The 24,014-nt window shown below is 71.6% G+C and carries 19 protein-coding genes; 4 read left to right on the plus strand and 15 right to left on the minus strand.

Features of this window, described 5'->3' with window-relative positions; genetic code table 11:
- Window positions 1-116: 116 nt before the first annotated feature.
- Complete coding sequence (locus tag ACFV3E_RS23515; protein ID WP_500536405.1) at window positions 117-476, plus strand: nuclear transport factor 2 family protein; 360 nt, start codon at window positions 117-119, stop codon at window positions 474-476.
- Between the two features lie 9 nt (window positions 477-485).
- Here the strand turns inward: ACFV3E_RS23515 and sigJ are convergent, their stop codons facing one another.
- Window positions 486-1,442: an RNA polymerase sigma factor SigJ gene (sigJ, locus tag ACFV3E_RS23520; RefSeq protein WP_500536406.1), complete on the minus strand. Its 957-nt coding sequence runs from the start codon at window positions 1,440-1,442 to the stop codon at window positions 486-488.
- Window positions 1,443-1,612: 170 nt separating this feature from the next.
- On the opposite strand from sigJ, the gene ACFV3E_RS23525 reads away from it, so the two are divergent.
- On the plus strand, window positions 1,613-1,996 hold the full coding sequence (locus ACFV3E_RS23525; protein WP_500536407.1) for a hypothetical protein: 384 nt from the start codon (window positions 1,613-1,615) through the stop codon (window positions 1,994-1,996).
- Window positions 1,997-2,027: 31 nt separating this feature from the next.
- On the opposite strand, the gene ACFV3E_RS23530 is transcribed toward ACFV3E_RS23525, so the two are convergent.
- On the minus strand, window positions 2,028-2,462 hold the full coding sequence (locus ACFV3E_RS23530) for a hypothetical protein (RefSeq protein ID WP_500536408.1): 435 nt from the start codon (window positions 2,460-2,462) through the stop codon (window positions 2,028-2,030).
- A gap of 165 nt (window positions 2,463-2,627) precedes the next feature.
- On the opposite strand from ACFV3E_RS23530, the gene ACFV3E_RS23535 reads away from it, so the two are divergent.
- Window positions 2,628-3,683, plus strand: a complete 1,056-nt coding sequence (locus tag ACFV3E_RS23535; RefSeq protein WP_500536512.1) for a protein kinase family protein — start codon at window positions 2,628-2,630, stop codon at window positions 3,681-3,683.
- Window positions 3,684-3,773: 90 nt separating this feature from the next.
- On the opposite strand, the gene ACFV3E_RS23540 is transcribed toward ACFV3E_RS23535, so the two are convergent.
- The 3 genes from ACFV3E_RS23540 to ACFV3E_RS23550 all read right to left on the minus strand — a co-directional run bounded on the left by ACFV3E_RS23540 (window position 3,774) and on the right by ACFV3E_RS23550 (window position 6,067).
- Window positions 3,774-4,508 carry a PhzF family phenazine biosynthesis protein gene (locus ACFV3E_RS23540; RefSeq protein WP_500536409.1) on the minus strand — a complete coding sequence of 245 codons (735 nt, stop codon included), beginning with the start codon at window positions 4,506-4,508 and terminating at the stop codon, window positions 3,774-3,776.
- A 14-nt stretch (window positions 4,509-4,522) separates the two neighbouring features.
- The gene (locus ACFV3E_RS23545; RefSeq protein ID WP_500536410.1) at window positions 4,523-5,125 is read right to left on the minus strand and encodes a DUF4328 domain-containing protein; all 603 of its coding nucleotides are present in this window, start codon (window positions 5,123-5,125) and stop codon (window positions 4,523-4,525) included.
- Between the two features lie 99 nt (window positions 5,126-5,224).
- Complete coding sequence (locus tag ACFV3E_RS23550) at window positions 5,225-6,067, minus strand: GntR family transcriptional regulator (RefSeq protein ID WP_500536411.1); 843 nt, start codon at window positions 6,065-6,067, stop codon at window positions 5,225-5,227.
- A gap of 231 nt (window positions 6,068-6,298) precedes the next feature.
- Here ACFV3E_RS23550 and ACFV3E_RS23555 point away from each other — a divergent pair, with 231 nt between their 5' ends.
- Window positions 6,299-7,738 (plus strand): cellulose binding domain-containing protein, encoded by a 1,440-nt coding sequence (locus ACFV3E_RS23555; protein ID WP_500536412.1) that lies wholly within the window; start codon window positions 6,299-6,301, stop codon window positions 7,736-7,738.
- A gap of 61 nt (window positions 7,739-7,799) precedes the next feature.
- On the opposite strand, the gene ACFV3E_RS23560 is transcribed toward ACFV3E_RS23555, so the two are convergent.
- From ACFV3E_RS23560 to ACFV3E_RS23605, 10 genes are all read right to left on the minus strand, one after another.
- A complete protein-coding gene (locus tag ACFV3E_RS23560; protein WP_500536413.1) occupies window positions 7,800-9,743 on the minus strand; it encodes a glycoside hydrolase family 5 protein in 1,944 nt (647 codons plus the stop codon).
- A gap of 2 nt (window positions 9,744-9,745) precedes the next feature.
- Complete coding sequence (locus ACFV3E_RS23565) at window positions 9,746-11,143, minus strand: phosphoinositide-specific phospholipase C-related protein (protein WP_500536414.1); 1,398 nt, start codon at window positions 11,141-11,143, stop codon at window positions 9,746-9,748.
- Between the two features lie 158 nt (window positions 11,144-11,301).
- Complete coding sequence (locus ACFV3E_RS23570) at window positions 11,302-11,553, minus strand: hypothetical protein (protein WP_500536415.1); 252 nt, start codon at window positions 11,551-11,553, stop codon at window positions 11,302-11,304.
- A gap of 233 nt (window positions 11,554-11,786) precedes the next feature.
- On the minus strand, window positions 11,787-12,890 hold the full coding sequence (gene sbnA, locus ACFV3E_RS23575) for a 2,3-diaminopropionate biosynthesis protein SbnA (protein WP_500536416.1): 1,104 nt from the start codon (window positions 12,888-12,890) through the stop codon (window positions 11,787-11,789).
- 226 nt (window positions 12,891-13,116) lie between these two features.
- Window positions 13,117-14,187, minus strand: coding sequence for a 2,3-diaminopropionate biosynthesis protein SbnB (sbnB, locus tag ACFV3E_RS23580; RefSeq protein WP_500536417.1), 1,071 nt, complete (start codon window positions 14,185-14,187; stop codon window positions 13,117-13,119).
- Complete coding sequence (locus ACFV3E_RS23585) at window positions 14,184-15,218, minus strand: TauD/TfdA family dioxygenase (RefSeq protein WP_500536418.1); 1,035 nt, start codon at window positions 15,216-15,218, stop codon at window positions 14,184-14,186. Before ACFV3E_RS23585 ends, sbnB begins: the two co-directional genes overlap by 4 nt.
- Window positions 15,215-18,469 carry a non-ribosomal peptide synthetase gene (locus ACFV3E_RS23590; RefSeq protein ID WP_500536419.1) on the minus strand — a complete coding sequence of 1,085 codons (3,255 nt, stop codon included), beginning with the start codon at window positions 18,467-18,469 and terminating at the stop codon, window positions 15,215-15,217. Before ACFV3E_RS23590 ends, ACFV3E_RS23585 begins: the two co-directional genes overlap by 4 nt.
- Before the next feature lie 31 nt (window positions 18,470-18,500).
- Window positions 18,501-21,101, minus strand: coding sequence for a Pls/PosA family non-ribosomal peptide synthetase (locus ACFV3E_RS23595; RefSeq protein WP_500536513.1), 2,601 nt, complete (start codon window positions 21,099-21,101; stop codon window positions 18,501-18,503).
- 448 nt (window positions 21,102-21,549) lie between these two features.
- The gene (locus ACFV3E_RS23600) at window positions 21,550-22,335 is read right to left on the minus strand and encodes a hypothetical protein (RefSeq protein WP_500536420.1); all 786 of its coding nucleotides are present in this window, start codon (window positions 22,333-22,335) and stop codon (window positions 21,550-21,552) included.
- Window positions 22,332-23,948 carry a serine/threonine-protein kinase gene (locus ACFV3E_RS23605; RefSeq protein ID WP_500536421.1) on the minus strand — a complete coding sequence of 539 codons (1,617 nt, stop codon included), beginning with the start codon at window positions 23,946-23,948 and terminating at the stop codon, window positions 22,332-22,334. The genes ACFV3E_RS23600 and ACFV3E_RS23605 overlap by 4 nt, the downstream gene beginning before the upstream one ends.
- Window positions 23,949-24,014: the final 66 nt, after the last annotated feature.

Below are 24,014 nucleotides of genomic sequence, written 5' to 3' on the forward strand. Positions count from 1 at the left end.
CTGGTCCGCCCTAAACCTAAAATTCCCCCGCCCGCGGGCCCGGGCCGCCCCCCCCCGCCCCCGGGGCACCCACCACTGCCAGGTCGGTCCCGCGGGGCCCTGCCACACTGGTACCCGTGACCACCACTGACGCCGCGGCGGCGATACACGCGCACGTAGCGGCCTTCAACGCACGCGAGCTGGACGCGCTCCTCGCGGGTTTCACCGACGACGCCGTGTGGATCACCGGCACCACCACGGTGCGCGGCCGCGTCGCGCTGACCGGCCTCTTCGACGAGGCGATGCGCGGGCTGCTCCCCACGCTGGAGGTGCACGACCTCATCGCCGCGGGCGACCGCGCGGCCTGCCAGATGACCGAGACCCTCACCTACCGCGGCGAGCGCCGCACCTGCCCCATCGCCGCCTTCTACGAACTCAGGGACGGCCGCATCGCCTCGGCGAAGGTCTACCGCGAGGGCAGCGCGGACGTCGCCTGAGCGGCGTCGTCAGGCGGATCCGCTCGCCGTCCACGGCCGGAGCTTGTCCGGGTTGCGGACCGCCCAGATGCGGGTGACGCGGCCGCCGGTGACGCCGAACGCCGCCACGGTGACGGTGACCCCGGAGTGCTGGGCCACCAGTCCGGGCCGGCCGTTGACCGTCCGCTCCAGGAGCGTCAGCCCCGGCGACCTGGCGGCGATGTGGACCAGGTACTGGGCGATGCGCTCGCCGCCTTCGACCGGGCGCAGGACGGTGCCGACCAGCCCGCCGCCGTCCGCGACCATCGTGGCACCGGGGTCGAGGAGGCCGACGAGGGCCTTGATGTCCGCGGCCTCCCAGGCCTCCTTGAAGTGCCGCACCACATCGGCCTGTCCGGCAGCCGGCACCGCCGGGTCCCGCGCGTCGCGAACACGCCGGCGGGCCGAGTACGCCAGCTGCCGGCAGGCCGCCGGCGTCCGGCCGACGATCCCGGCGACCTCGGGGAAGGGGAACCGGAAGACGTCGTGCAGGACGAACGCCACGCGTTCGGCCGGCGTCATCGACTCCAGCACGACCAGGAAGGCCATGGTCACCGACTCGTCCAGGGTGACCCGGTCGGCGGGGTCGGCCGATTCCGCCCCGGCCCCGACGGCAGGCCCGCCGGTCCACTCCGAACGGTCGGGCAGCGGCTCGGGTATCCAGGAGCCGACGTAGCGCTCGCGCCGGACGCGGGCCGAGCCGAGCAGGTCCAGGCAGACGCGACTGGCCACCGTCGTCAGCCAGGCGCCGGGCGACTCGATGGCTTCCTGCTGCTGCCGCGACATCGCGTACCAGCGGGCGTAGGTCTCCTGCACGGCGTCCTCGGCCTCGGCCAGCGAACCGAGCAGCCGGTAGGCGAGGTTGATGAGATGGCGCCGCTCGCCGACGACCGCGCTCAGGTCCGGCTCGGACCGGTCGTGCCCTGACTGGAATGGGGTGCTGCTCATCCTCGCGACCGCTCCCTGGTTCGTCCCGTCCGCTTCCGCTCTCGTCACTTCGACGGGACACCGGCCCCGTTCGTCAGGCCGGTGCCCCGCCTGACAGTTCACGGGCCCAGGTCGTCGGACTGACGGGACAGTACCGATCCGCACCCGTGCGACAGAAGAGGGACCGCGTCATGGCCACACAGACAACGGCAGAACACCGCAGCCTCACGTTCCTCCAGGTCGCTGTCGTCCTGCAGACCTCGGCGATCTTCTTCCAGGCGGTCACCGCCGGAATGCTGCTGTCCTCGTCCCACGGCGAGGTGCTGCACAGCGTGGGAGCGCGCGTGATGTACGGCGCGTCGATGCTGTACGTGCTCGCCGCGATCCTCGCGTGGCGGCCGGGCGGCGGATCGCCCCGCCCCATCCTGTACGCCTCCGGCTTCCTCGTCCTCGCCTCGGCACAGGTGGTGCTGGGCATCGCCCACGTGCCGTCGCTCCATGTTCCCCTGGGCGTGCTGATGTTCGGCCTGAGCGTGCTGGCGCTGGGCCACGTGCTGTATGCCCGCCGGCCGTAGCCGGCCCGCGGTCACGGCCGTCCGGCGGACGTCACCAAGCTGAGGGCCGCTGCGCGCAGCTCACGCTCCCAGCCGGCAGTTGCGCGGGGTCGAGCCACTCGCTGTACCAGGCGGCGGTTTCGAGGAAGTGCGTCTCCTCCGGGGTGTCCGCCGCGGCCGCGTAGAGCCCGCACGCCACCTCGACCGCGGTCAGCTCACCCCGGACGAGCGCCCGCGCACGGTCGAGGAGCGCCCGCCTGCCGGCGGTCTCCTCGTCCGCCACCAGGATGCCCAGCTCGCTCAGGGCCCGTCGGTACAGCTCGCGGATCACGTCCGCGCCGCCGCGGCGCGACAGCCCGGCGAGCTCCCGCAGCGCGGGCGAATCATCGCCGTCCACGAGCGCGTGCGCCGCGAGCATCGGCAGGTCCTCGACGGGCACGATCCCCGCGACGTACTGCCATGCGCTGTTCCGCAACCGTTCGGTCATGCGGGCATCATGCGACGAGGCGGAACGCCGGGGCCAGGGAATTTCCCCGGCGGCGGTCCGCCGGGGCCCGGCCCTCCACGGATTCCGTCGTCGAGCGTGACATAGAGTGCGGTCGTTGCGCTCGGCGGGAAGGCGAAGGTGGAGGCTGCGGTGAAGTGCCCCGACATGTCGCGCGGTGGGCGTCTGGCCGCCCATGGTGCCGTCTCCACCTCCCTGGCCCTGCGCAGTGACCGCGCCCTGCGCGAGCTCGTCGACACGGCCGTGCCGCTCGGGTCCGGCATCGGCGGGAAGGCGGCCCTGCTGGAGGTGGCCGGAACCCCGGTCTTCGTCAAGCGGGTGCCGCTCACCGATCTGGAGAGGCAACCGGAGCACGTCCGGTCCACGGCGAATCTGTTCGAGGTGCCCGTCTTCTGCCAGTACGGCGTCGGCACCATCGGCGCGACGGGCTTCGGGGCCTGGCGCGAGCTCGCCGTGCACACCATGACGACGAACTGGGTGCTGGCGGCGGAACACGAGGGCTTCCCCCTGATGTACCACTGGCGGGTGCTGCCGGACTCGACGCCCCTGCCCGAAGAACTGGCCGACATCGAAAGGGCCGTCGCCTACTGGGGCGGCGGACCGCAGGTGCGCCGCCGGATCGAGGCGCTCCAGCAGTCCTCGGCGAGCGTCGCGCTCTTCCTGGAGTACATCCCGCAGAACCTGCACCAGTGGCTGGGCACCCAGGTCGAAGCGGGGGACGAGACCGCCGACCGGGCCTGCGCCATGGTGGAGAGGGAACTGGCGGCCGGCACCTCGTTCATGAACGGCCACGGGCTCCTGCACTTCGACGCGCACTTCGAGAACATCCTGACCGACGGCCGGCGGCTGTACTTCGCGGACTACGGCCTCGCCCTGTCCTCCGGGTTCGAACTGTCGCAGGTGGAAGCCGACTTCTTCGACCGGCACCAGGTCTACGACCGTTGTTACACCGCCACGTACCTGGTGAACTGGCTGGTCACCGCCCTGTACGGATTCCGGAGGGAGGACCGGGAGGGCCGCTACGCGCTGGTGCGCGCCTACGCGGAGGGCAAACGCCCCACGGGGATCCCGGAGGTGGCCGCGGCGATCCTCGCCCGGCACGCGCCCGTCGCCGCGGTGATGTCCGACTTCAACCTCTCCTTCCAGCGTCAGAGCAGGCAGACCCCGTTCCCGCTGGAGGAGATCCGCCGGCTCGGCGGTTAGCGAACCCGCTCGGCGCGGCGATCTTCGCGTCCGGGTACTCGTGCCGGGGCAGCACACCGGGCATGTGCCGCCCCAGCACCCGGACAGGGATCAGAGGTCGAGCAGATGGATACGGCGGCGGGACGAGGTCGGTGCGCCGAGGGTGATCGCGGGGCGGGTGCGTGTGGGGGTGCCCGGGATGGCGCGCTCCAGGTGGACGCGGCCGCCGAGTTCGACCAGGCCGTCCGGTGCGGGGGCGGTGAGGATCTGGGAGCCGCGGCCCTGGGCGATGTTGAGGGAGCGGTCGAGGCGGTCGGTGAGCAGGAGGGCCGCCGAGCCGGTGGCCTCGACCTCGTCGACGCCGTCGCCACGGCCCGGGAAGCCGCGGGCGCGGACGCGTCCGGCGGCCTCGTCCTCCCAGGCCCAGGCGTAGACCCACTCGCCGGGCGGCGGTACGGGCAGGGCGTCCACTTCCTCGGGCGAGTCGTACTGCCGCAGGGTGCGGTGCGGGGCCCAGGCGGGGCTGGCCTCCAGCCAGGTGAACTCGCCGTCGAGGCGCACGCCTACGACGCCGGCGGGGGTGATCAGTTCGGGGGCGTCCAGCAGCCAGGCGGTGCCCATGCAGGGGGAGCCGGCGAAGGGCAGCCGTCCGTCCGCGGAGCGGATGTCGATGATGCCCCGCTCGGGGTCGTCCACGAACACGGTCTCGGCGAAGCCCGATCGCCGGGCGAACGCGACGCGGTCCTGCTCGTCGGTGACGGTGCTCCCGTCACGCACCACGGCCAGCCGGTCGCCGTGGTCGCCGTCGGGTCCGCAGAAGACCCGCACTATGTCGTAGCCGGTCATGGATGCAGCCTGCCTCATGACTGCGTGACGGGGGAGAGGGCCACCGAGGCACCGAGCGTGGCGCTCTGGAGCGTGGTAATGCGCTCGATGAGGATGCCCACCAGTACGGCCGCGGCGATCATGAACGTCTCCGCGAGCGCGACCAGCGGAATCGAGGCCGGATCGATGTGACCCGCGGTCAGGAGCGCCAGCGCGTGTCCGAGCCAGGCCGCCCACCAGAGGTTCACGACCGTCTTGTCGCGGGTCTCCTGCCACGAGACCGAACTCGCGCGCCCGATGTCCAGGAGCACCTGACGCGGGACGAAGAAGTTGACCAGCGGGACGAACCACACGCCGATGGTCCAGCCGCGGGACGGGAGGGACGCCTGGGGGGTCAGCGCCTGCGCGTTGTGCCGTGCCCGTGCGAGCCAGACGAGGAAGAGCACGGTCGCGAGCGTCATCGCGTAGAGGAAGACCATGGAGACCATGCCGGACGTGCGCAGGGTCTGCTGCGTGGGATGGAGGTAGTGATCCCGGAGCGCCACCGCCCGGAACACATCCAGGATCGCGGCCGCGGCTATCGCCGCCTGCGCGCAGCGGGCGGGCAGCAAAGGGGATTTGGGGGGCTTGCTGGACATCGTGGATGGCCTGTCTCGGGTCGTGCGCGGCTCCGGTGGACACGGGAGCGGAGTGATCATAGGGGTTGAGGGCCGCACATGTGTACGGGTTGCGGGCCCTCATCCGCGGGGCTGTACGTCCCCCACCACGTGGGCGAGCGTGCCGGCCGGGGCGGCGCGTTCGTCGGGGGGCATGCCCGGGTGGTGTCCGGCCGGAACGGGCAGGCCCGCGGGCGCGGAGTCGGCGAGGGAGAGGCGCGAGACGATGCGGTAGCGGTCGCCGCGGTAGAGGGAGTGCACGTACTCCACGGGGCGGCCGGCGGCGTCACTGGTGAGGCGGTCGAAGAGGAGCGCGGGGGAGAGCACCGGCACGTGCAGGAGCCGGGCCTCCTCCTCGTTGGCGACGGTGGGTTCAATGGACTGGACGGCCTCGTGCACATGGACGCCGTGCCGCTCGCGCAGGTACGCGTAGAAGTCCCCGGACTCCATGTCGGCGGCGCGCAGCCCCGGCACCAGTTCGGCCGGTACGTGCAGGTACTCGACGGCCATCGGCTCCCCGTCGACGAGGCGGAGGCGGGCGATGCAGACGATCTCGGCGGCGGGCGACACGCGGAGCTTGCGGCCGACGCGGGCACCGGCCCGTACCGTGGCGAACTCCAGGACGCGGCTGAGCCAGTGGCCGGAGGCCTGCGGCAGGCTGAAGGCGTTCTCCCCCTGGGCGAGTTCCTGGGTGATCTTCGCGGGGGCGACGAACATGCCGCTCCCGTGGCGCCGGACGAGCAGGCCGGTGGTGACCAGTTCATCGACGGCCGAGCGCACGGTGGGGCGGGAGACGTCGAGCCGCTCGCACAGGGCGCGCTCCGAGGGGATCGGGGTGCCCGGTGCCTGGGACTCCACGAGTTCCAGGAGGTGGTCGCGGACCCGTTCCCGTTTCAGCGGTGACCGCGGTGCCTCACCCGTCATGCGCCCCGCCCTTCTCCGTGGCCGTGCAATGCCGTGTGTCCGAGGCTATCCAGTTGCTGACCAGTTCTCCAGCCTTCCGCCATCGCTTGAGCCGTCGACGTCCCGAATTCCCTTCCTGTTACGGGACTTGACCCTTCATCTGGTCTATGCCACCTTCCCTTACCAGTGGAAGACCAGTTGCCAAGTGGTAAGCCCTCCCCCACGCGCTCCACCCGACTGGAAGGGGTCCCCATGTCAGGACCGTTCCGCACCACCGCCCGGGTCCGCACCGCCATGGCCGCCTGCGCGACGGCGGGTCTCGCCTGCGCCGGGCTCGTCGCACTGCCCGCGTCCGCCGCGGCGGCCACGCTCACCGCGCAGTACCGGACGAGCGCGTCCGGGGCCACCGCGGACCAGAGCGAGCCCTGGTTCGAGATCACCAACCGGGGCACCTCGTCCGTCCCGCTCGGCGAGGTGACCCTGCGCTACTACTTCAAGGCCGACAGCCCCACCACCGCGTACCGCTTCGCGTGCTCCTGGGCGGTCAAGGGGTGCGCCAACATCACCGGTACCTTCGGCACCCTCGCCAACCCCACCGCCACCGCCGACCGTTACCTGGAGATCGGCTTCACCTCCGGCGCGGGATCGCTCGCCCCCGGGCAGGACACCGGCGACATGCAGCTGCGCTTCTACCGCGCGGACTGGCAGCGCCTGACCCAGTCCGACGACTACTCGTTCAACGGCTCCCAGACGTCGTACGCGGACTGGGACAAGGTCACCGTGCAGCGCGGCGGCTCGGTCGTCTGGGGCACCGCGCCCGCCGGCAACGACCCCACGACGCCGCCCACGGATCCGCCGACCACGCCGCCCACCGACCCCAACGCGCCCGCGCTCTTCGACGACTTCAGCTACACCTCGAGCAGCGACCCCGCGCTGCAGAGCCACGGCTGGACCGTGAAGTCGGGCCAGGGCGGCCCCGGCGTGCCGGGCGCCACCTGGTCCCCCCAGGACGTCACCTTCGTGGCGGGCACCGGAAGCAACAAGGTCATGAACCTGCGCCTCACCACCGACGGCACCGCCGCCGGCACCAAGGAGAGCGAGATCCAGACCAGCGCCCGCAAGTTCCGCAACGGCACCTACGCCGCCCGGGTGCGCTTCAACGACACCCCGACCGGCGGTCCCGACGGGGACCACGTCGTGCAGACCTTCTTCGCCTTCACGCCGCTCAACGCCCCGATGGACCCGAACTACAGCGAGCAGGACTTCGAGTACCTGCCCAACGGCGGCTGGGGCGAGCCGAGCAACATCATGTACACGACGTCCTGGGAGACCTACAACCCGGACCCGTGGAACGCCGTCAACACCCACTCGGAGAACCGCCAGAGCTACGAGGGCTGGCACGACCTGCAGTTCACCATCGACAACAACGCCATCACCTACTACATCGACGGTCAGGTCTTCGGCACCCACGGCGAGCCCTACCTGCCCGAGACCGGCCAGTGGATCGACTTCAACCACTGGCTCATCGACCTCGCCGGCCAGACGGGCAGCACCTCGCGCTCCTACAACCAGCAGGTGGACTACGTCTACTTCGTCAAGGACCAGGTGCTGACCCCGGCCCAGGTCGCCGCCAAGGTGGCCGCCTACCGCACCGCGGGCACCGTCTTCACCGACACCGTCCCGGCCAGCTGACCGGGCCCCGTGCCGCCGCCCCCCGCCACAGGGGCGCGGTGGGCGGCGCCACGGACCGCCCCTACGGAAGCGACCGGCAGTACAACGCGTCCGGCGTGCGGGAGGAACCGAAGCGGCCGGTGTAGGCGATGCCCGCCGCGTACTCGCCGTCCGCACACTGGCCCTTGTAGCCGCCGTACGCGAAGTCCCCGCCGGCACCCGACGCGGGACGGTTGTCGCCCCGGTCGAACCACACGGTGCGCCCGCCGCCGCCCAGGGCCATGCCCGCGGTGGCGCACAGCGCACTGGAGACGGCGGCGCCGTGGACGGCGTAGCCGACGAGGAACGAACCGGCCGGGCACTGCAGCTTGGTGTAGCCCGACGCCCAGTCCCCGCCCGACGGGACGTACCGCTCGTCCGTGACGACCTGGTACGCGCCCGAGGACGCCCACAGGTCCCCGGTGCCGGTGTCGGTGCACAGACCGCGGTTGCCGGTGTGGGCCAGCCCGATCAGCCGCTGCCCGTCCGGGCACGCCGCCTTGCGTGCGCCGGGGTCCCAGTCGGGACGGGCCCGCATGCGCAGGCTCTGCACGAAGTCGCCGTGGTCCGGGCCGAGCATCGACCAGCGGGCGACGGGGCCCACGTACCCGGTGCGGCCGGGGCTTCCGACGAGCCGGGACCAGGCGCCGGCCCGCCAGTCGTCGCCGTCGTACAGGCCCATCCGGTGGCCGGCGGCGTCCCAGTGCAGGAGCGCCCAGCCGTTGCCGTGGCGGTTCTCGTGCCAGCCCACCAGCGGCCAGTAGGCGAAGTCGGTGTCGGTCTGGATCAGGAAGTCGGTGAAGTTCGCGAACCACGCGCGGGACTTCTCGTTGGTCTCGTCCCGGCCGCCGACGCCGAACTCGCTGATCCACAGCGGTGCCGTGTAGTGCCGGCCGGTGTCCGACGACACGTAGAAGGCCTGCCGGCGCAGCTCCGCGAACAGCTCGTCGCGCCCGAGGTCGCTGTAGCGCGGGTCGTGGGTCTCGCCGATGCCGGTGGCGCCGCTGTGGCGGGGGCCGGTGTAGCCGTAGAAGTGCGCGGAGTACACCAGCTTCCCGGACCGGACGAGGGTGTGGGACAGCCGCTGGACGGGTTCGAGGGTGGGGCGGTCGTGGGGGAGGCCGTCGACGGGCAGGCCCGTCCAGTTGATGCCCTCGACGATGACCAGCAGGTCGGGGTTGGCCTCCTGGAGGATGCGGTCGCCCAGGTGCTGCGAGGCGGCGAACCAGTCGTGGTCGTCGCCGAGGCCCCAGTTGGGGTCGTCCCAGATCGAACGGCGCACCTCGTTGTACAGGTCGGCTCCGACGACACGCTTGTTGTCGTGGTAGCGGCGGACCATGGACAGCCAGTCGTCCTCCCAGGCGGCGGTGGACTGCGAAGCGTTCCAGCGCTCGTTGCCGTCCACGCCGCAGCACCAGCGGGTGGTGTTGGTGTGGTTGTTGAGGATGACGGCGAAGCCCGCGTCCGTGAGGGCGGCGACCACGGCGTCGTACACCTGCAGCGGTGTCCTGCCGCGCAGTTGGGGGTTGGCCGCGACGGCCGCGTCGGTGACGGGGACGGTGTCGTGGATCATCTCGCCGGAGAACGGCAGCCGGACGCTGTTGATGCCGAGTTCGGCGAAGCCGGAGAGGATCTCGGCGATCGGCGCCCGGTCGAGGCCGAGCGGCATGCGGCCGGAGTCCTCGCCCGCGTGGTGGTTCGCGGGGTCGCCCGGATCGCCCGAGCCGTTCCAGGTGCCGCTGGCGCCGTGCCAGTTGCCGGACGTGAGCTTGAAGCGGTTGCCTTCGGCGTCGACGATGTAGCGCCCGCGGGTGCTGAGCGGCGGGGTCCAGGACGCGGCGAGTGCGGTGGCCGGCGCCGCGGTGGCGGCGGGGGCCGAGGGCTCCGGGTCCCGCGCGAGCGCGGTCGTGGGGGTGAGCAGGCCGATGAGGGTGACGAGCGCGGCGGCCACGGCCGTGAGGGGCCGGCGCGGTAACGTCGCGGCCACGGCTACGGCACCACGGTGTAGGTGTTGAGCTGGTCGACCGCGCTCTTCGGCGAGCCGAGGTCGTAGCGGTCGACGGCCACGTACGTGGGCTTCTTGCGGGCCGCGGGCTCGCAGAAGTTCTGGGTGCGGTTGAGCAGCTTGCCGTTGTCGGTGGACGCGGTGCCGGCGATGGTCGTGTCCCGGAAGTGGTTCATGACGAACAGCGGCCGGAAACCGGGCTCCTCGCGGGTGAGCGGGACGTTGACCCCGGCGCCGTACCAGCGGCTGTAGCAGGACCAGTCGGAGGTGCTCGCGCCGGAGCCCATCGACCAGTAGTTCTCCACGGTCCACTCCTGCTGGTACAGCACGCCGAAGCTGTCGCGCTTGAGGCCCGTGTCGGAGCCGCGGGTCCGGTCGGTGAAGATCATCAGCTGCTTGCCGCGCGCGGCCAGGTCGGCCATGGCGGGCCAGCCGTGCTCCCGTACGCCGTCCTGGTCGGGGCGGTACAGGACGTCGTACAGACCGTTCACCCGGGAGAGCTCGGAGCGCAGCACCTCGGGGGAGACGTAGTCCTCCAGGAAGACGGTGACGAACTGCCCCGGGTGCTGCCGGAGGAAGTCGACCATCCGCTGCAGGTCCACCCAGAGGGCGACGGGACGGCTGACCAGCGTGCAGCTGTTGTGGCAGAGGATCGCGCCGTCCGGGGTCTGGTGGATGTCCATCATGAAGCCGCGGACGCCGTCGTCGAGTTGCTGCGAGATGCCGCGCGACTGGTTGGGGAAGAGGTTCACGAAGGGCGGGGCGAATCCGCCGTCGACGCCGTTGGCGTAGGCGTTGTGCGCGGTCAGGAAGGTGACCTGGTCCAGGGTGCGTTGGTCGGCGGGCGGCATGGCGGCCCGGGGGAGCGGGACGGGTGTGAGGTACCACCGGGACAGCGGGCCCGCGGCGCCCACGCGCGGCCGCTCGGGGTACACGCCCCCGCTCGGCGCGTCGCCCAGGGTGAGGCGGTCGGAGGTGCCGGGCACGCCCAGGGCGTACGTTCCGTCGCCGGCCGCCGTGATCTCCCAGGCCGCGTTCGCGCCGCCGCACGCAACGATCGCCGCGTCGGCGCCGGAACGCCCGAGGCAGTGGCTCGCGTCGTCGGTGCTGCGCAGTTCCTGCCCTCCGGACACCGCGACGGCCGTCCACTGCTGGCGGTCCTCGTTGCCCTTGGGCCGGTGCAGCGCCACGGTGCCGCCGCTGTCGGAGGCGTTGAGGCCGTTCACGGCGCTCTGTACGGAGAGGGTGCCGCCGGGCGCGGCGGCGGGCGCGGGCGCGCCGGACGCCGGTGGCAGCCCGGGAACGGTCACCGCGAGGACCGCGGCCGCCACCGCGCCTGCGCGGGGCAGGGAGACGAAGCGAGCGCTTCGAGAGGTAGTCATGCGCATGACATACCACCGGTAACGCTTGCCATGTAAGGGCGTGTCGGGCCGGGGACGGCCGGCCCCGGAGACGGGGAATGCGGGGGCCGGCGCCGGCCCCCGCATTCACATCGTGCGAACCGGTGCGTCATCCGGCCCGCGGTGCCGCCCGGACCGGCTCAGGCTTCGACGACGCCGGGTCCGACCCAGGCTTCGGTGGCGGCTCCGGGGCCGACCCAGGCCCTGATGACGCCGGGTCCGACCCAGGCTTCGGTGGCGGCTCCGGGGCCGACCCAGGCCTTGACGACGCCGGGTCCGACCCAGGCTTCGGTCGAGGTCTCGGACTGCGGGCCGGTGGCGGCGACGACCCCCGCGGCGATCAGCAGGGAGGCGGCGGAGAGTGCCAGAGCGGTGGCGGCGCGGCGGATCATCGTAGGTTCCCCCTTGGTCCCAGGTGTCGTTACCGACCGTGCTCACGAGGCTACGGCGACGCTCCTGGGCGGGGGATGAGCACGCGTGCTCATTTCCGCGCGGCGGATCTACTCAGTGCAGGCGGCCCGAATGCCTCTTGCGGAAACCCGGCCCGACGCGGACGTGCTGCTGCGGCGGTCGGGGACCGCCGCAGCAGCACGCGATCGACGGGGGCGGCGTCGCCGCCCGGCCGTCAGTGCAGTTGACCGTCGGGTGAGACCGACGGCATCCTCGCCGGTTCGGGTTCGGGTTCGGCGGGGGGTGCCGCGGGGGCGTTGGCCCACGCGGCTTCGGCCGCGGCCGCCCAGGCGGGGTCGGCCCAGGACGTGTCGGCCCGTTCGTCGGGTTCGAGGACGTCCTCGCCGTACAGGTCCTGCAGCCAGTTGCTCTGGTAGATCGTGTCGAGGTACCGCTCGCCGAGGTCCGGCGCGATCGCCACCGACGTGAGGCCGGGGGCGCCGTTCTTCTCGAGCCAGCTCATCGCGCCGCTGACCACGGTGCCCGTCGAGCCGCCGAAAAGGAAGCCGCGGCGGGCCAGCCGGTGGCAGGCGCGGATGGTGTCCGCCTCCTCGACCAGGACGACCTCGTCGACGAAGGACTCGTCGAGCAGCGGCGGGTGGACGCTCATGCCCAGCCCGGGGATCATCCGCCGGCCCGGGGCCCCGCCGAACGTCACGGAGCCGACGCTGTCCACCGCGACGACCTTCACCGGCCGGGACCACTCACGGAACCAGCGGGCGCAGCCCATCAGCGTTCCCGTGGTGCCGGCCCCGACGAACACGACGTCGACCTCGGGGAACTGCCGTGCGATCTCCGGAGCGGTCGTCCGGTAGTGAGCCCGCCAGTTGCCCGGGTTGGTGTACTGGCTGAGCCACACGTACCGGTCGTCCGAGGCGCACAGCGCGCGGACGAAGTCCAGCCGCGCGCCGAGGTAGCCGCCGTGGGCGTCGGGGCCCGAGATGATGTGCACCTGGCTGCCCAGGGCCTTCATCAGGAGCCGGGTCGACAGGTTGCACCGTGCGTCGGTGACGCACAGGAACCGGTAGCCCTTGCTGGCGGCGATCATGCTCAGGGCCACGCCCAGGTTGCCGGACGAGGACTCGACCAGGATCGACTCCGGAGTCAGGATCCCCTCCCGCTCGGCGGTCTCCACCATCTCGGTCGCGGCTTTGAGCTTGATCGAACCGGCGAAGTTGAAGCCCTCGCACTTGAGGAAGAGCGGTTGCCCGAAGATCGACTCGAGGTCGACGAAGAGCTCTTCCTCGTTGAAGGCCTGGGGAACGGATATGACTGTCACGATGGCCTCCTCATCTGCAGCGCCTCTCCCGTCGAGACGGGGGAGCAGCGCGTCAGCGGCCGCTGTGTCCTGCACTGATGAGCTTGCGTGGCTGGACCGTTGGTCTTTCCCGGAGGTGCGTCCGCATGCGGCTCCTTGTCGTCCGTCGCCGTGGTTCCCGCCCCTCCGTCGGGGGCCCGGGCCCAGGTCCGGGGTCCTGGGGTCGTGGGGGCGGGGTCGCGGCCGTTCATCCGTACCGGCGCAGTTCGTGGAAGAAGTCGTCGACGACGCGCAGCTCGCCGGAACGCGCCACCTCGTCGTAGACGTACTTGCCGACCGCGAGGTCGAGGACTCCGAGGCCGAAGGGCGAGAACACCACGGGCCGGTCCTCGCGGAGCGCCACCCGTCCGGCGATCACGTCGTCCAGCGTGCCGGCCAGGAAGTCCCGGTTGCCCGTGCGCTGCTCCGCCAGGTGCGGCGACGTGTCCGCCTTCAGGCAGTGCTCGACGTCGTCGACCACGTTGGTCGAGCCGAGCACGATCTCCGGCGTGAGGTCGCGCAGCGACATGTGCAGCACGAGCGGCTTGTGCCCGAACCAGGTCATGTCCCGTACGTGGGGTTCGCCTGCGACGGTGGCGAAGACCACCAGGTCGCTCGAGCGGATGAGCTGCTCGGGGTGCTCGTACAGGGTGATACGTCCCGGGGCGCCCGTTTGCTCGACGTAGCCGCGGAAGCCCTTCGCGCTCTCGGCGGACAGGTCGTGCACGCCGATCTCGTCGAAGTGCCATCCGGTGCCCACCAGGTAGGTGTGGATGTAGCGGGCGATCAGTCCCGTCCCGAAGAATCCGACGCGCTTCGGGCGCCGGTCGGGGCGGCTCAGCCGGTCGGCGGCCAGGGCCGCCATCGCCGCCGTCCTGGTGGCGCTGATGATGGAGCTCTCCAGGCACGCGATGGGGTAGCCGGTGTCGTGGTCGTTGAGGATCAGCACCGCCGAGGCGCGGGGGATCCCCGCCGCCACGTTCTCCGGGAAGCTGGAGATCCACTTCAGGCCGTCCACGCGCACGTCGCCGCCGATCGAGGCGGGCAGGGCGATGATCCGGGCCGTGGGGCGGTCGGGGAACCGCAGGAAGTACGACGGCGGGTTCACCGAGTCACCGGCGGAGTGCAGCCGGTACGTGGTCTCCACGAGCTCCGTGATCTGCTTCTCGCGCCCGTGCAGCGCGCGCTGGACCTGGGCACCGGGGACCACCGCGAACGGCGGTACGGTGAGTGGCCCGGAGGGCGTGGAACCCTGTGCGGCGGAGCGGTTGCTGGTCATGCGGTGGTCACCTCGACGGTCGGGGAGCAGTCGGCCAGGCGCACTGCGTCGGCCATGCCGACCAGCACTTCACGGGGGCCCTCGTAGGCCTCGCGGCTGTGCGCGGTGCGGATGTTGTCGACGAGCATCAGGTCGCCCGTCTGCCAGGGCTCGCGGGCGGTGTTCGCCTCGTAGACGGTGTTGAGCAGCTGGACGACGTCCGCGCCGATCGGGTCGCCGTTGCCGAAGCGGGTGTTGAACGGCAGGCCCTCGGCGCCGTACATGTCCACGAGGTACTCGTGCACCTCGGGGTCCATCGTCCATTCGTTGAGGAACGCGATCTGGTTGAACCAGCAGCGCCGGCCCGTGACCGGGTGGCGTACCACGGCACTGCGCCGCTGGCGGGTGCGCAGGGCCCCGTCCGGCTGCCACTCGAAGGCGATGGCGTTGGCGCGGCAGTAGTCCTCGACGGCGGAGCGGTCGTCGGTGCCGAAGGCCTCGGCGACGGTCGCCCCGATCTCGTCGTTGTAGCTGCGGGTGAGCAGCCAGCCCTCGCGCTCGAAGCGCTGGACCAGCTCGGACGGCAGCGCCTCGAGCACGGTCGGCGCGTCGGCCACCGCCGTCGCCCCGCCCTTCTCCGGCGCGGTCAGGCAGGCGAACATCATCATGCCGGGGAACTCCAGCCGGTAGCTGAGTTCATGGTGCATGCACATCGGCTGGTTGGGCGGCCAGTTGGAGGAGGAGTACAGGCCCTCGGCGTAGGTCCGCCGGGACGCGAAGGCCTCCTTCTCTGCGGTCAGCCGGCCGGCCAGTCGCTTGACGACGCCTGCGGCCTTGTCCGCGTCGGTGAGCCCGAGGCCGCGGATCAGGACCGAGCCGTGCTCGGCGACGACCGCGCGCAGCGCGTCGCGGTGCCCGTCGGCCCAGCCCGCCGGGTCCTGGACGGCCCCGGTGCGCAGGATCGGGGGTGAGCCGGGCCGCAGCTCGAGGTCGAGCAGGGACGGAGGGGAAGCTGAGGTCGACAACTGCGTCTCCTCTCGGTTGCCGTTCATGGGGAGGCCAGGAGTTCGGCGGCGCGCAGGACCGCCTGCGCCACCTCGTCCGGGCAGGTGCGGGGGAAGTGGTGACCGCCGCGGGCGAGCTCGTACAGCTCGACGTGCTCGGCCAGCAGCTGCCACTCGCGGTACCGGCGGGAGTGGTCCGCCGTGTACGGGTCGTCGGCGGCGACGACCACGGTGACCGGCGTGGACAGCCGCACCGGCGGTGCGGAGTCCAAGGCGTCGGCGAAGTATCGGTGGGCCGCGACGCAGTCGTGGCGGTAGGCGGCGGCCACGTGCCCGGCACGGGCCCTGTCCAGCTCGGCGAGCTGGCCGTAACCGCCGTCGCCGCTCAGTTCCGCGGCGATGTCGGCGTCGCTGCGGCCGGTCAGCGCGTCGGCGGCGGCACGCCGTCCGGCGGAGTCGCCGAGCAGCTGCGCGCCGAGGAACACGCGCTGGACCTCCACGCCGCGCTCCCGCAGCCGCCGGGCGGTCTCCACCGCGAGGGCGGTGCCCGAGGAGTGGCCCCACAGCAGGATCCGGGACAGTCCGCGGCGGGCGATCTCCTCGACCACCGCGTCGACCACCTGCGCCATCGGCGCGAAGTCCTCGTCGCGGGCGGCCGGGTCGTGGCCGGGCAGTTCGACGGCGTAGACCGCGCAGCCGGCGGGCCGCAGGGCCGCGGCCAGCGGCCGGAAGTTCACCGCGTTGCCACCGGCGTACGGGAAGCACACCAGGGCGCCGTGCGGCTCGCCGTCCGGCTCCGACAGGGCCTGCAGCAGTCCGGGCCGGCGCGTCGTCCGGCCGTCGACGACCTCGGCGAGGTCGGCGAGGACCGGGTGCGCGGTGACGTCCTTGAGGGAGATCGCGCGGTCCAGCAGGATCGCCAGCCGTACGGCGGAAAGCGAGGTGCCGCCGCGGTCGAAGAAGTGGTCCTGGCGGCCGATCCGCTCCTGCGGGATGCCGAGCACCGTCGCCCACGCCCTCGCCAGGCGCAGTTCGGCGGGGGTGCCGGGAACCTGCAGGTCCGTCCCGGCGGAGTCCCGCTCGGAGGTCTCCTCCGTGGCGAGCGCCGTCAGGGCCTTGCGGTCGATCTTGCTGTTGGCGGTCAGCGGCAGGCTCTCCTTCCAGTGGAAGGCCGCGGGCACCATGTAGGCGGGCAGGGAAGCCGCCAGGTGCTCGCGCAGCACGTCCGCCTCCACGGGCGCGGGGCCCGAGTAGAAGGCGACCAGCTGGCTGCCGTCGTCGCTGACGACGACCGCGCCGTCGCGCACCCCCGGCGCACGCACCAGGGTGTTCTCGATCTCGCCGATCTCGATGCGGAAACCGCGGATCTTGACCTGGTGGTCCTTGCGGCCGAGGAACTCCAGCGTGCCGTCCGGGTGCCAGCGACCGTAGTCGCCGCCGCGGTACAGCCGCTCTCCGGAGTGGTGGGGGTCGGTCAGGTACGCCTGCCGGGTGCGCTCGGGGTCGTTGATGTAGCCGCGGCCCACGCAGACCCCGGAGAAGACGACCAGACCGGGCGCGCCCAGCGGCACCGGGGACAGGTGCTCGTCGACGACGTACACCCGCACGTTGTTGACGGGCCGGCCCAGCGGCACCCAGTCGGTGTCCGGGACCCGGTCCATCACCGCGTGGTTGGTGTCGTCGCTGGTCTCGGTCAGCCCGTAGGCGTTGACCAGCTTCACGCCGGGCCGCACGGCGAACCAGCGCCCGATGAGGTCCTTCTTCAGGGCCTCGCCGGTCACCGACACGCAGCGCAGGTCCGGCAGTTCGCGCGGCTGCCGCTCCAGGGCGGACAGGACGACGTCCAGGTAGGAGGGGACGAGCTGGAGGACGTTCGCCCGGCCCTCGACGACCTTGTCGAGGAAGCGGTCGGCGTCCAGGATCGTCTCCTGCTCCACCAGCAGGGTGCGTCCGCCGACGAGCAGCGCCGAGACCAGCTGCCACAGCGAGATGTCGAAGCACTGCGGGGCGGTCTGCGCCACCACGTGCCCCTCGCCGATGCCGAGGTCGTCGATCTTGGCGTAGAGGTGGTTGAGGAACCCCGCGTGCTCGCACATGGCGCCCTTGGGCTCCCCGGTCGAGCCGGAGGTGAAGTAGATGTACGCCAGCTGGTCGCGGGCGACGGCCACGCCGGGATCCTCGCTCGGGTGGTCCTCGGCGTAGGCGTCCTCGACCGGCAGCCGCTGCACCTGGGGGAGCGCGGACAGCGCCTCGTCCAGCGTGGCGGTGCTGCCGCGCTCGGTCAGCGCCAGGCGGCACTCGGCCCGGGCCAGGGTGTTCCTGATCCGCCCGGCCGGGAAGTGCGGCTCGATCGGCAGGTAGGCGCCGCCGGCCTTGAAGACCGCCAGCACGGCCGCCAGCCAGTCCAGGTTCCGCTCGGTGACCACCGCGACCACGCCCTCGCGCTCCAGACCACGCGCCAGGAGGGCGTGCGCCAGGCGGTTCGCGCGGGCGTTGAGGTCGCCGTAGGTCCACTGGCGGTCCCCGTGGACGGCCGCGACCGCCTCCGGGTGCGCGCGGACCCGCTCCTCGAACAGCTCGTGCATCCGCCGGTCCGGCAGCTTCCTGCGCGGTCCGGCCATCCCGGTGACCTGCAGCCGGTTCTCCTCCGCCGACAGCAGGCTCTTGCGGGTGTGCTCGGCGTCCAGGTCGGCGGCGATCCGCGCCAGGGCGGCAACGTGGTAGCCGGCGACGCGGGCCGCGGCGTCCTCGTCCATGACATCGTTGGCGTAGCGCAGCCGCAGCGAGAGCCGGCCGCCGCGGTCCGAGGCTCCGACCCAGAGCACGGTGCCGGAGGTGAGCTCGACACCACCGCCGGACAGGTCGAAGACCGTCTCGAACAGAGGCTCGGCCAGGTCGAGCTCCTTGCGGAGCGCGTCGACCGGGAAGTCCTGGAAGGCCAGCAGTTGCGACTCGGCGCCGTGCGCGTCCAGCAGCAGGGACCGCCACGAGCCGGGACCCGCCGACAGCCGGCACGGCAGCACCGCACCGCCCGCGGCGACGTAACCGGTCACGACGTCGGCCTCGCCGGCGAGCGCTGCCAGCACCTTGGCGTGCGCGGCCAGCAGCACCGAGCCCACCGGGACGGCGACCTCCTCCGCCACACGGCGCACGGACGCCGTGAGGCCGTCGGGGACCGCCACCACGTGCTCGGCGGCGCCGGTGGCCGGTTCGGGAGTCCAGCGGGGGATCGCGGTGAACCCGCCCTTGACGAGCACTCCGCGCCAGAACTCCCGTCCGGCATGCGCTGCCATGTCCATCGACTTGCCTCCACTCGCGGTTTTCACGGGACTACACACCGCTGATCAGCGCGGTGGCGCGATCGCCGCCGCTGTCCGGGGTCTTCGGGCTCTCGGGCATCTCCCGGGCGGGGTTGCCGCCCCACCGGGCGAGCGCGGGGAGTTCCTCGCCCTTCATGACGAAGGAGTCCGGGGCGATCACGGCGCCGTCGCCGACGGTCACCCCGTAGTGGACGAGGGCGCCGACCCCGAGGGTGCAGCCGGCACCCAGCGTGCTGTGGTCGGACTTGAAGGCGCCGTCCTCCTGGGAGTGGCTCTGGATGACGGTGCCCGCGTTGAGGGTGCAGTCGTCGCCGATGGCGGCCAGGGAGCGCTCCGGGAGGAAGAGTCCGTCGTCGAAGACCCGTCGCCCGATCCGCACGCCGAGCAGACGCCAGACGACGTTCTTGAACGGGGTGCCGTTGAGGACGTTCAGGTACTCCGTCGCGGCCGTGACCTTCCAGTAGCGTTCGTGCCGCCAGAAGTCGGGGTCGTAGATCGAGCAGTACAGCGGCCGCAGCCCGCGGAACCTGGTGACGATGCGCTCGCCGAGCACGACGTAGGTGACGGTGACCACCAGGACCATGACGTTCGCGACCGCGACCGCGGCGGCGCCGTACATGGGGTAGAGGTCGGCGGCGACGGACGCGGTCAGCGCCACCAGGAAGAGCAGCAGCCACTGCAGCAGCAGGTGGAGCACCGCGGTGCCGGTGTTGTGCTTGTTCTTGTCCGACAGCAGGCGGTGGAACCCGTCGCCGTCCTTCAGATGGTCGAATTTGCTGTCGCGGTCCACCGTGCGGGGAATCTCGAAGCTGGGCGAGCCCAGCAGTCCGACGTTCTCCCGGACCGGCCCCTCGACGGGGACCATGACCTTGGTCGCCAGCAGGCAGTTCTCGCCGGTCCTGCCCTGGGGCGGATAGGCGATGTGGTTGCCCAGGAAATTGTGCGGGCCGATCGCCGTCCGGGTGACGCGGAAAGAGGTGCTCGAGTAGTCCGCATTCATGATGGACAGTCCGTCGGCGACCATGGTGCCGCTGCCGACCTTGCTCAGGTACGGATTCTCGTGCTTCACCTCGGTACCGAAATTCGAGCCGGTCTGTTCCACCGGCGACAGGTCGTACCCGATGGCGCGCAGGTAGTGCACGACGGCGGAACTGTCGCCGAAAAGGACGCGGAAGAACTTCCGGTTGGTGAGGAGGCCGATGGTGCGGTGGAGCCCGTAGCGGAACCCGTAGAGCGGGTGGACCGTGTCCGGCTTCACGAGCGGGTGCAGCAGTCGCGGCAAGGTGACCACGACGAGGAGGCCCACCAGCACCGCCCCGCAGAAGAGGGCGAAGGAGGCGGCGAGGGCGTCGGCGTAGAAGGTCCACGTCGTCAGGGCCACCGGGCCCGGCTCCAGCAGGAGGTCCAGGCGCGGGATCACCGCGAGAAGGATCGCCACCCCGCCGACCGCGACCGGGATCCAGGCGGCCAGGAGGATCAGCAACTGCGCCAGGCAGTAGGTGACACGGCGGCTCCTGCCGCACTCCACCGGCGGGACCATGCGGTAGTCCGCCGCGCCCGGCTGGGCGGGGGAGCCGTGCCAGCGCTCGCCGGCGGGGACCGCCTGGCCGCTGTGGAGCGAGGAGGCGTGGCCGAGTTGGGCGCCGTCGCCCATGGAGGTGCCGATGTCGAGCACGGTCACCTCGCCGATCAGCACTTCCCTGCCGAGGGTGACCGGACCGGTCTGGATGACCCCCGAGTGTCCCCGGTAGCAGGAGAAGTACGAGTCCTTGCGGATCACCGTGCCGTCGCCGATGGTCAGCAGGTCGGCGCAGACCGGGACGTGCTTGGAGAAGATGGCCACGCCGCGGCCTATTCGCGCGCCCAGCGCCCGCAGGTACAGCACGTACAGCGGTGAACCGACGAACAACACCATGGGGTTCGCCCGGATCAGGGTCCGCACGCACCAGAACCGGAAGTACGCCAGGCTCCAGATGCGGATCTCCTGCGGCTTCCACCGTCCGACCAGGAGCCACTTGCCCACGACCGGCAGGACGCAGACGCCCGCGAAGGCCGCGCCGCCGAACTCCACGGACCGCAGATAGATGTCGAAGGGGCTCGTGCCGGCGGATATCCACTCCGCCCCGCGCGTCACCACGAGCGCGGCCAGGTAGGAGTAGCCCAGGAAGAACAGTGCCTGCAGCACGCCGCAGAACACGTAGCGCGGCGTGCCCCTCGCCGCCGCCACCTGGATCGGCTCCGGGAGCGGCACGTCGGCGAGGGCCGAGGTGGCGGGGGTCTGGGCGCCGACCGGCGGGGCCTCCGCCAGGGCCGTCGCGAGACTTCTGATCGTCGGGTACCGGTAGATGTCCTTCATCGACACGGACGGCAGGTCCTGGTGCTTGCGCACGCGGGCGCAGAAATGTGCCATCACCAGGGAGTCGGCACCCATTTCCGTGAAGAAATGGCTGTCGACCGACACCCGGTCCGTGTGCACGATGCCCGCCAGGATGTCGGCGAGGATCCTTTCCGTGCCGTCGGCCGGGGCGGTGTAGGGGCGCCCGGTGGTTGAAGATTCATCGGGATCCGAAGCGGGATCCGACGCCAGGACCTCTGCAGATTTTTCCACGATGTGAGCTCCTTGAGGAAAAGTCGACCACGGGCGGCCGGTAAGGCCGGTACCCGGTGTCCCTCTTGCCCCGGCTATGGGCCGGAGCGAGTAATCCGGAAGCCATGCGGTCGTGAGCTCTTCTCTCGCCATACAACCATATGTCGCTCCTCGTAGTCTCCGCCGTCCTCGTTCGGACTGCCACTCGAAGATGATCGAAGTGGTATGTCGCGGCCCTGGACTGCGCAAATGCTCGGGAAGTCGCGATGAATCGACGAGTACCGTTCTTGAAAGGCGGAAAAACCACCGATTCGCAAGGTTGCGGGAAAGTCGCGGAGATGCGATAAGCGCTACCGAGAGTGGTCGCCCCAGTCAAGAGAGTTAAAAGGCGACGGGAAGGTGCTGAGGCCTCGTCATATGGCTGAGCCCGCCCGCGCACAGGCTGCGCGGGCGGGCTCGGTGGTCGCGGGGGTCACGGGCAGTCGTACGAGAAACCCGTCGTGACGGCGCGGTGGCCGGGAGTGGTGATGCGCAGTTCCGCCTGCGCCCGGTACGTGCCGTGACCGCGGAAGGTCCACAGCAGGTGCAGTCGCGCCTCGTGGCGGCCGCGGGGAACCTCTTCGTACAGCACGTCGGAGGAGGTGCCGTCGTTGCGTAGCCAGCGGTAACCGATCGTGCCCGGGCGGCCGTTGGTCGTGACGACTGCGACGAGGTCGACGGTCGTGTCGCACGCGGGCGCCGACGGGGACGGGGTCACCGTCACCCGCTTCACCTCGAGGCCCGGACCGAAGCGCTGCCAGGCCAGGAAGACGAGCACCGCCACCAGCACCGCTCCGGCCAGTACGTACCGCCGCGGCCACCTGCGACGACGCGGTCCGGGCGGCGGAAGCGGGATGATCCGGCCCCGCCACACCTCGGCCGCGACGTTGGCCCGCGCCGCCGCGGCGGGTGTGACGCCGGGCCCGAACCGCATGACCTCGCCCTCGACCCGGTCCGGCAGGACGACGGTGGGGCCGGCCTTCACCGTCGGCACGGTTCCCTCGGCGCTGACCACCGGCTCGAGCCGTGCCGTCGGCAATGTCGACGGCGCCCAGTGCTCGGCGAGGACGGTCGCGCTGTACTCGGGATCCGCGTCCTGCGGCGCCGTGCCGTGCGGCCTCGCGTCCTGGGGGGTCGCGTCGTTCGGCGCCGCGTCCGTGGGGCCAAGACGGAAGGTGCGCTCGGTGTCCTCCGGGGGGAGGTCGCGGGACCCGTTCACGTGATCACGCAACCACGGGCGAGGATCTGCTGGAACGACTGCCCGTTGGCCGCCGCGGGGTCGGTGGTGGCGACCGCGCCGAACCAACAGCCGCTGCTCCGCGGGAACGTGTGGTCGGCGGTGAAGGAGTACGAGGTGGAACCACTGCGGGTGAAGGTCTGTGCGCCGTCGGCGGTGCCGGGCTCCCCCTTCGCGTCGCTCGTGTACCAGGTCACCGTGACGGTCACGGGGCGTGCATCACTGGTGCGCAGCTGGATCGTGGCCGAGGCGCTGAATACACCCGTCTGGGCGAGCGAGGTGACCGAGACGTCGCTCACGCTCACCGGGGGTGTGGTCGACGCCGAGGGCGACACCGTCGGCGTGGTCGTCACGGACGCGGAAGCCGTGGCCGAGGCCGTCGTGGTCGGCGTCGGCGCGGTCGGCGTGCTGACGGCGGTCGCCCCGGTGGAGGCCGAGGCGCTCTCCGACGTGGAGGGCGACGGGCTCGGGGAGCCGGGCGAGGGACTGCCCGGTGGAGCCGTCGTCCCCGGCGCTTCGGAGGTGCCGCGCGGGGTCGCTCTCGTCGTTTCCCCTGTCCAGTTGGCGGTCGTCCCGCGCGGGTCCTCACCCGAGGCCACCGCGGCGAAGGTCAGCAGTCCGGCGATGATCACACCGCCCACCGCGGCGAGCATGCCCTGACGTGTCAGGCGCCGTGCGCCGCCGCCGACCACGGTCGTGGCCAGGTCGACCGTCCCCGGCCCAGGACCCGCCGACGGGAAGAGCAGCGGCAACAACGCCGCGAGCGCGGCGAGCCTGCGCTGCCCTCGCTCCTCCCAGTCGTTCCCGTAGGCCGCTCCCGCGATCACCTCCAGTTCCGCCACGTACGCCTCGGCGTCCGCCGGACGCTGCGCCGGGTCCTTCGCCATCCCGCGAAGGATCAGTTCACGCACCTGCTCCGGTGCCTGCTCGACCGGTACCGGCGCTTCGATATGCTGCACGGCCAGCTCGGCGAAGTTCTCACCATGGAACGGCTTGCGGCCGGTCAGGCACTCGTAGAACGTCGCGGTCGCCGCGTACACGTCGGTCGCGGGCGATGCCGGGCGCCCGTTCCACTGCTCGGGGGCCATGTAGGCGGGTGTTCCCGCCACGGCCCCCTTGGTTCCGGTGCGCAGGGCGATACCGAAATCGACCAGCTTCGACGATCCGTCCGCCGCGACCAGGACGTTCTCCGGTTTGTAGTCGCGGTGCACCACACCCGTGCGGTGGGCGGCGGCGAGGCCGAGCAACGACCCCTTCAGCACCACCAGGGCTGCTTCGGGCCCGGTGGCTCCTTCCTGGCGGAGTAACGCCCTCAGTGCCAAGCCGTCGACCAGCTCCATGACGATGGCTGCGCCTGCTGGACCCTCCACGTACTCGTACAGACTGGCGACATATGGAGTGTGGAGACCTCCCAGCAGTTGCGCCTCGGCTCGGAACTCCTGCAGGAACTCCGGGTCACCCCGCAGTTCCTCGCTCAGGTACTTGATCGCGACGGGCGTTGACGTGGCGTCATGGGACGCGAGCACCACGCGACCGCTGCCGCCCGAGCCCAGTTCTCTGGCCTCGGTGTACCCCGGAGCCCTCCAGCCGCTCATTCACTTGTCCCCCTGCCTGTGGCGCGGTGCCGGCGACCGCGTCGACTTTTCCTCAACAGACACGAT

The sequence above is a fragment of the Streptomyces sp. NPDC059718 genome (genome assembly GCF_042733315.1).
In the GTDB taxonomy this organism is placed as follows: domain Bacteria; phylum Actinomycetota; class Actinomycetes; order Streptomycetales; family Streptomycetaceae; genus Actinacidiphila.